Annotated in this window: 7 protein-coding genes; 5 read left to right on the top strand and 2 right to left on the bottom strand. The window is 47.1% G+C overall.

Going from position 1 to position 7,195, the window contains the following annotated elements:
* Positions 1-602: 602 nt before the first annotated feature.
* A complete protein-coding gene (locus PspR76_RS30980; protein ID WP_159961754.1) occupies positions 603-1,292 on the top strand; it encodes a replication initiation protein in 690 nt (229 codons plus the stop codon).
* 104 nt (positions 1,293-1,396) lie between these two features.
* Complete coding sequence (locus PspR76_RS30975) at positions 1,397-1,789, top strand: entry exclusion protein 1 (protein WP_159961738.1); 393 nt, start codon at positions 1,397-1,399, stop codon at positions 1,787-1,789.
* Positions 1,790-1,858: 69 nt separating this feature from the next.
* Here the strand turns inward: PspR76_RS30975 and PspR76_RS30970 are convergent, their stop codons facing one another.
* Positions 1,859-2,356, bottom strand: a complete 498-nt coding sequence (locus PspR76_RS30970; protein ID WP_065944339.1) for a hypothetical protein — start codon at positions 2,354-2,356, stop codon at positions 1,859-1,861.
* Positions 2,357-3,721: 1,365 nt separating this feature from the next.
* Between PspR76_RS30970 and PspR76_RS30965 the strand changes: the two genes are divergently transcribed.
* On the top strand, positions 3,722-3,871 hold the full coding sequence (locus PspR76_RS30965) for a hypothetical protein (RefSeq protein ID WP_159961735.1): 150 nt from the start codon (positions 3,722-3,724) through the stop codon (positions 3,869-3,871).
* A 37-nt stretch (positions 3,872-3,908) separates the two neighbouring features.
* Here the strand turns inward: PspR76_RS30965 and PspR76_RS30960 are convergent, their stop codons facing one another.
* A complete protein-coding gene (locus tag PspR76_RS30960; RefSeq protein WP_065944336.1) occupies positions 3,909-4,148 on the bottom strand; it encodes a hypothetical protein in 240 nt (79 codons plus the stop codon).
* A gap of 1,265 nt (positions 4,149-5,413) precedes the next feature.
* Here PspR76_RS30960 and PspR76_RS30955 point away from each other — a divergent pair.
* Entirely contained in the window at positions 5,414-6,334 is a 921-nt protein-coding gene (locus PspR76_RS30955) for a type IV toxin-antitoxin system AbiEi family antitoxin domain-containing protein (protein ID WP_159961732.1), read from the top strand.
* Positions 6,324-7,190, top strand: coding sequence for a nucleotidyl transferase AbiEii/AbiGii toxin family protein (locus tag PspR76_RS30950; RefSeq protein ID WP_194241060.1), 867 nt, complete (start codon positions 6,324-6,326; stop codon positions 7,188-7,190). The genes PspR76_RS30955 and PspR76_RS30950 overlap by 11 nt, the downstream gene beginning before the upstream one ends.
* Positions 7,191-7,195: the final 5 nt, after the last annotated feature.

Raw genomic sequence — 7,195 nt, 5'->3', positions numbered from 1 at the left:
AGTCGACAGCGGAAGCGGTTCACATCTGAGAGGAACTAGATCTGGGTCTTAGGTTCTGCGTCTGGTGAACCCTGAACCTAAGACAGGCCCCTAAGGGCTAAGTTGCGAGCAAGCAAAGCGCGCAGGGCGGAGCCTGCGCCGTGAAGGAGCGAAGCAGCCCTTCCTCGACGTCAAGGTTGCTCGCGGTGTATGGAGGGCGCACAGCGACTGGAGCGGCGCTATACCTGGAGAACGGATATCTTCCTTCTTTTACATCTTCATTGGCCTATTCCTAGGTGTTGCAGTCAGTTGGCAATCGTCTATAGGTCAACGTTTGGAATCCCTGGCTTTTAAAGCTTGTTTTTCTTGTTTTATCCTTGTTTTAGAATCAATAACTCTTTGTTTTAAAAGGATTTTTTACGATAAAGGGGGAGAGATTCCGGGTTTAAGGGGGAGAGATTCCGGGTTTAAGGGGGAGAGATTCCGGGTTTAAGGGGAGAGATTCCGGCTGTTATCCACAAACACAGATAGCTGTTCCTTCCTCGGTATCAGGGAGAGTATGTTGACTAACTCCCTCTCCCCAAATACCTTAACAGGGAGAGATTCCGGGTAGAGATTTGAAAATGGTTGAGAACAAGGTTACTCAGTCAAACAAGCTTATTGAGGCCTCACATACTCTGACGCTCAACGAGAAACGCTTGGTTCTTTGCGCAGCGTCGCTGATTGATTCGCGCAAACCTCTGCCTAAGGACGGCTATCTGACCGTCCGGGCCGACATCTTTGCTGATGTGTTTGGCATTGATGTGAAACACGCCTATGAGGCACTGGACGATGCAGCTACTAGGTTGTTCAACCGGGACATTCGTCGATACGTAAAGGGCAAGCTAGTGGAGCGTATGCGCTGGGTTTTCCATGTGAAATATAGGGAAGGCCAAGGCTGCGTCGAGCTGGGTTTCTCTCCCACGGTAATCCCGCACCTAACCATGCTGAACAAAGAGTTCACCAGTTACCAGCTAAAGCAGATCGGCAGCCTGTCTAGCTTCTACTCTGTCCGCCTCTATGAGTTGATGAGTCAATTCATCAAACTCAAACAGCGGGAATGCACGCTCGCCCAGCTGCGCGAAATGCTCGACCTGGGGGAAAAATATCCTAACGTCAAAGATCTGCGTAGGTGGGTCATTGACCCAGCCCTAGCTGAACTGAATAAAAATACTGATTTGACTGTTACGGCAGAGCCTCGCCGGCAGGGTCGAAAAATCATTGGTTTCTCGTTTACGATCACAAAAAGTGACCAGATGACACTGAAGCTTTAATGAGTTTTTCAGGCATAGCCGGAATCCTTCCCCTTTTAGGCAAAATACCTTTCCATGGATTAAGCTTCCTGCCTCTTTGGCACACTTTGGCACAGTCATAATCCATGGCATGGCACACCCTCAACGAAGCCGTAAAACTAACCGGAAGAAGTCGACGCTCAATCTATAGAGATATGGATAGAGGCCTTGTTTCATATGGACTTGACCCTTCCGGATGTCGCCAATTTGAGACCTCGGAACTGATGCGCGCTTACGGTGCCCTGGTTCCTGTGGCACAGCTTGTCACACCTGATGTGGCACACATTGGCACAGATCAACCGTGGGACCAGGTATTGGCTGAACTCCAGGCACTTCGCAAGGAAGTCCAGGAGCTGCGCGCCACCGTTCTGCTCATCGAGCACAAACCAGAACACCCACCAATTACCAAACCCTCAACTCCTGAAAAACCTCAAGAACCCGCCACCTGGGCCAGTTTGTTCAGCGCTCTGGACGAATGAGCCAAAAGTTTCCGAATCGGAAACTCATCCTTCAAAGGGGGAAGGATTCCGGCTAGGGATAAAGCCGTTCTAGAGACCAAGAATCGTATAGACGTTATGCCTTTCCTTCGATTCATCACTATGCGCAATGCGAATCAAGGTATGGCTATAAAGAACGTCGAGGGCAGGCCTGATTTTGCTTCGCTGACATCCCACATAATCCCTGATTTTTTCATAACCAATGGCCACCGAATCACTTTCGTTTGGGCGGATGGACACTAGAACCAAATAGATTTTTAGGGCCGTTAGGTACACCTCTCCACGGTTAGAGATTTCCGGCAAATGCTTTCTTACGCGATCAAACGGGATTTTTGCCCAGTACGAATCTCCCGTCTTTTCAGTGAGTTCATACACATGGACATGATTGGTTTTGTCGACCAGGACGATGCCCGCCTCCACCAGCCTGCCCAAACCTCTTATGACCATAGGTCTTGAAAGGCCTGTCAGCTTTTCCAGATCGGACAACGACAATTTAGCCTGACGCGTCCAAAAATCTATCGAGCTCGATAGGGCGATGAGGCATTTCAAGGCTGCAATCCCACAGCCAGATGATTTGCCTCCTATGAACTTGGACAGATTTTGCTCTGGGTCCCTAACCCACCAAGTAGGGCACTTACTGAACTTCCTTGCCATTAATCTTTTCCTTTAGAAACTGCCTTACAAACCTGCCTAACACACTCAGCAACCACCAAAAGGGCAACCACTGAAACCGTCGTTACCAGCACCAAAGGACTGGCACCAGAAACAATCGAGAAAAAAGCACTGACTGTGTCCATTGAGAAACCTCGCATTAACCGTGAAACGAAGCTTAGTGCTCAGTTTTACGTCTATCTAGATACAGTGATAAAAAAAATGCGACAAAAATTCAAAAAAACACTTATAAATCAGTATTTTAACGTGTTTTTAAATTGGTAATTGCTTTCGCTATATCGGTAAACAGGAATCAAAAAAAACGCGTTTTTTGGTAAACGGTAATCCAGGTGATTTTTCACATCGGTAAATGGCAGCATGATTTTTTCCGCTAAACGGCAAAAAAATTTCCCTGCTAACCATAAAATTTCGGTTCTCCATCTAAAAAGGAAAGGCTTCCGGCTACGTATCTCCCCCCCTTGAGCCGCAGGTGAATGGGCAAGACGTGAAGGGGCCGGTAGGCCCACTTCACCTATCTTGCCCGCCGTCCCTGCGTTGCTCAGGCGTTGCCCTGACCTACCGATCACCGTTGCCCGGTGTTCTTCTGCCGTTGCTTAGCCGTTCTCTACGCGGTCTTTTCCCTCAGCTTCTGCCCGGGCTACCGCTATCACCTGCCTGATCCTGGCGAAGGCGCGCCGATCGTCCTCCCCGCGCTCGCGGACAATGCACAACGGCTCGCCCAAACACTCGCCCTGGTCGTCTCCAAGTTCAATGAAATAAGGCGTGTTATCGGTGTGTTCCATGGTTTGCCCCCCAAGTGTCTATAGCAGCCCCCCAAGTGTCAGGGCCGGTGTGTAAAAGCCACCGTTTCACCGTTTTTACCCCAAAAATGCTTCTCGATGTCGCCTGTTTACGGGCTGTGCCAGGTAAAAAAGTGGCTTTTACACACCGACTACTAACACTTGGGGGGCCGATTGATTAGGTTGTGTTTCAGCGTCACTTTCGCGTCCGCGAAAATGAGCCAGGAGTCACCTGATGAGCTACCCCTAGGTCAAATCTGAACGCTAACGCGCAAATTTGGCCGTTAGCGTTCAGCCTCAACCCAATCAGAGCTGATTTTTTTGTATTTCAGCGTGAATTTCTCGCATGCGAGAAATCCCAGTCTGGGCTCTGGGATTTTTTCAAAAACATGCAAAGTGGGGCTAATGACACGCGCAAACGTGCCTTCTAATGGGTATCCCCAAATCATTGAGGATGCCTCACATGGCTCACTTCAAAGCGTTTTTGTACGACACCCTGGTCAATGTCATGGCCTCCTTGCTGCTCGATCTGCTGCACCTGGTGTTTCATCTGGTGGGCTTGGTACCGGGCTGTCTGGCCGTCTTTGCGCCGCCGCTGTGCGGTTTGGCGTGACTTTCCGATTCGGAAAGATTTCGCATGCGAAATCTTTTCACAGCTCGACGGCAAACCCCTTCACCCCCAGGCTTTCGGCAAAGCGCCCGACGGCCGTCAGGCTGGACCAGGTGCGCAGCGCCTCACGGCGCGAGCGCACCGGCAGCCAACGGCTTCCCGCGCCGCCCAGGCGAATCGCCAAACCCCATTTATCGTCCTGCCGGCTGATCAGCACCTCACGTACAGCGCCGGCTTCAAGCATGGCGCGCAACGTTTCTTCCTGGATTCCTGCTCGCATCGTGACGGCCTCCTATTTTCGCGTCCGCGAAAATGACTTCCAAAGGGAGAGTTTCGCAGTGCGAAACTCTTCGGTGTGAAAGGTACGAATTTCCATGTCACCTCTCCTTGGGACTGCGTCAAACCAGACACGCCTAGAAAGGTACACCAGACCCCCACCCTCTGGTGTCCAGCAGGCGCAAAAAAGCCCACCTCGGTGGGCTTTTTTGTGGGGGTCCATTTAACGAATGTCCCGTTATGCGAATTCCGGATTACCTCCCAACCAGGTGCGTGTCAGTTCGTGCCTGGTGGATAACCACCGGCCTCCCACTTCGCTTTTCGCTTTGCACACCACCAGCGAAGCAACAGCACGGACACAACCAGCACACCAGTGGCTTTGAGGAAGAAAGAGGGCTCGATCATAGCGTTTTACTCCATTACGCAGGCTCTTGCGGCCAGCTCTATATCAAGCATGCGGAGGGAGCAAAGCGGGGCACAACAGGCCAGCGAGACCAATGAAAATAAACCGACGAACGGTCGTTTTTTAGGGTCAATTCCAAATGGCTCAGCACTAAATACAAAGACAATCCAAAAAGGTCTTTACCGTGCCATCCCTAAAAAACCATCTCCAAAAACTCACTTCCGCTGAATGGATCCGCCTCGCCTGGCGTATCGGGTCCTTCGTTTATAACCACCAAGACTTGATTCTTTCAGCCCTGCATCACCTGCAATCCCTACCATTGCCGGGGGTGTCTTGACCCCTTCGCACAGGGTCTTTCGTACGTGCGAAGTGAACTGAAAAAGATCAAAACGCAAAACTGTAAAAACCATTCGGATAGGCATTGCGCCGATTCAGGCCCCCCAAACCTTGCGTGGGGAGTCATTCACGAATGGAGCGTTAATAGATGTTTAAAAGAATTAAGTTTTTAATTTTTGTGCTCAAGATTTTGATCGATATTTTTTTCAGCGGCCCACCATCCGATGATCCATAGACGATGGTCTGAAGCGAGCTCAACTATAGAGCCCGATGCCAGCCAAAACTGATCCAAAAAACGCACGTCCCAAGGGCAAAAAAACGTTTAATTTTCTTGTATAGAGGCCGCTACAATAAATCCTAAGGATTTATTGTAGCGGCCTTGGTATCGAAAAACAACGAAAGCCAGCAAAATCAAGCTTTTCCTTGACTTGAATGCTCTTTACGGATATACGTCCTTAGGACGTATATCCGTAAAGAGTTGAAACCATGCGAAAAGGCGAACACACATGATATTGCTTGAGGAAGCGCTCATGGCATGGGTGCTAAACGACTACCCTTATTCAGTAATTACGAGGGAGCGAATATCCGAGCAGATATATATATTCTATATAGCGAAGGAATATAAAGGCCAAAAGATCGGGCTTATCAGAAAAGCTCAAGCTTCTGTTAATGATTACAGCAATAACATATCAAAACTAGAAAGGGCTGGGCTGCTCGTCACTCTAGGTGAACTTTCGCCTACAGATTTTTATGCAAAAGATTACTTATATAATAGTTATGTGATTCGCGGTAAGCCCGAGTACAGCCCCCAAGAAATTGCTTGTACTATATATCCGCATGCTTATATTTCTAAAATAAATGCAATGGCATGGTATGGCATAACCGATAGAATACCAAAAGTCATTCGCTTGACTACTTGCTCTCCCGCAGAGTGGCGAAAAAAATCTTTAGATGAGATACGCATTGCCAGTAATATTTTTATAGAGCCAATGCATTTTATACCAAAATTTCCCAAAAATATGCCCATCTTGGGAAAAGAGCTTATCGTCTCTACCGAGACAGATTTTATAGAACCAGTGCAAATAAAAAATAGTCCTATGAAAGTTTCATCCATAGGGAAAACTTTTGTGGATATGCTCAGAGTCCCAAAAGAGTGCGGTGGGATAGATCACGTAATAGATACGTATGTAGAATACGGTAGTAGATATTCATCCCAAATTATAGATTTCCTAAATGAACATGGCAGAAAAATTGACATCGCACGTACAGGATTCGTTTTGCAAAAAATAGTAGGTGTCGATCATCCAAAACTGACCGAATGGCAAATTGAGTCGCAACGCTCTAGAGGTAGCTCGAAAATATTAGTCCCTGGAGAACCATTTTCTCCTATTTTTGACGCTGATTGGTCTCTTTCACTTAACGCGGAAATAGCACAACAATATGGAAATTGATATTGAGCAGTGGGTTCAAGAAGCCCAGCCTGATTACCTATTGGCCAGACAAGCTACCCACATCATCCTTAGAGCTATATCTTCAAATGAGTCTCTAAGAACTAGCATGATCATAAAAGGAGGAACACTTCTTGGGATTCGCTATGGGAGCACTCGGTTCACAACGGATATCGATTTTTCTACAGAAAAAAAACTTGCTGAGATAGATCTAGAAGAGTTTGAAAAGTCGTTAAATGAATCCATGGACGTGGTTGAGTCTGGACTAAACTATGGAATAAAATGCCAACTACAATCGTACCAAATAAAGCCAAATCCAAAAGGTACTTTCCCAACGATTAAGTTGAAGCTTGCTTATTGCTTGCGAAGCAACGCGGCTCAAATGAAGCGACTTAATGAAAAAAATTGCCCTTTAGTAATTGTAATTGATTACAGCTTCAATGAAAAATCATACAACGTTGAAATGTTACAGCTTGGTGATCATGATGGTGAAATCCAGGCATATGATATATGCGATTTACTTGCTGAAAAAATTAGATCTATACTTCAGCAATCTGAGCGGAAAAGAAATAGAGAGCAGGATATATACGATGTAAACTATTTACTCAGCACAATTTATACTTTAAGCGAAGAAGAAAAAACAAAAATTCACCGCTCCTTACTCAATAAGAGCGAAGGTAAAAACATCGATTATCTTCTAAACGTAAATGGCATAGACGACCCTGAAATAAAAAGACGTTCTTTTGAAGGGTACGCATCCCTAAAGGATACTGTCGTAGAGCTACCAGATTTCGAAGAGTCTTACACCAGAGTGTCCGCGTTCTTTAAATCTCTTCCATGGGATACGGGAAATGCGTAACTAAT

The sequence above is a fragment of the Pseudomonas sp. R76 genome (genome assembly GCF_009834565.1).
In the GTDB taxonomy this organism is placed as follows: Bacteria; Pseudomonadota; Gammaproteobacteria; order Pseudomonadales; family Pseudomonadaceae; genus Aquipseudomonas.
The sequence above is the reverse complement of the archived record's forward strand: the minus strand, read 5'-3'. Positions and strand labels throughout refer to the sequence as shown.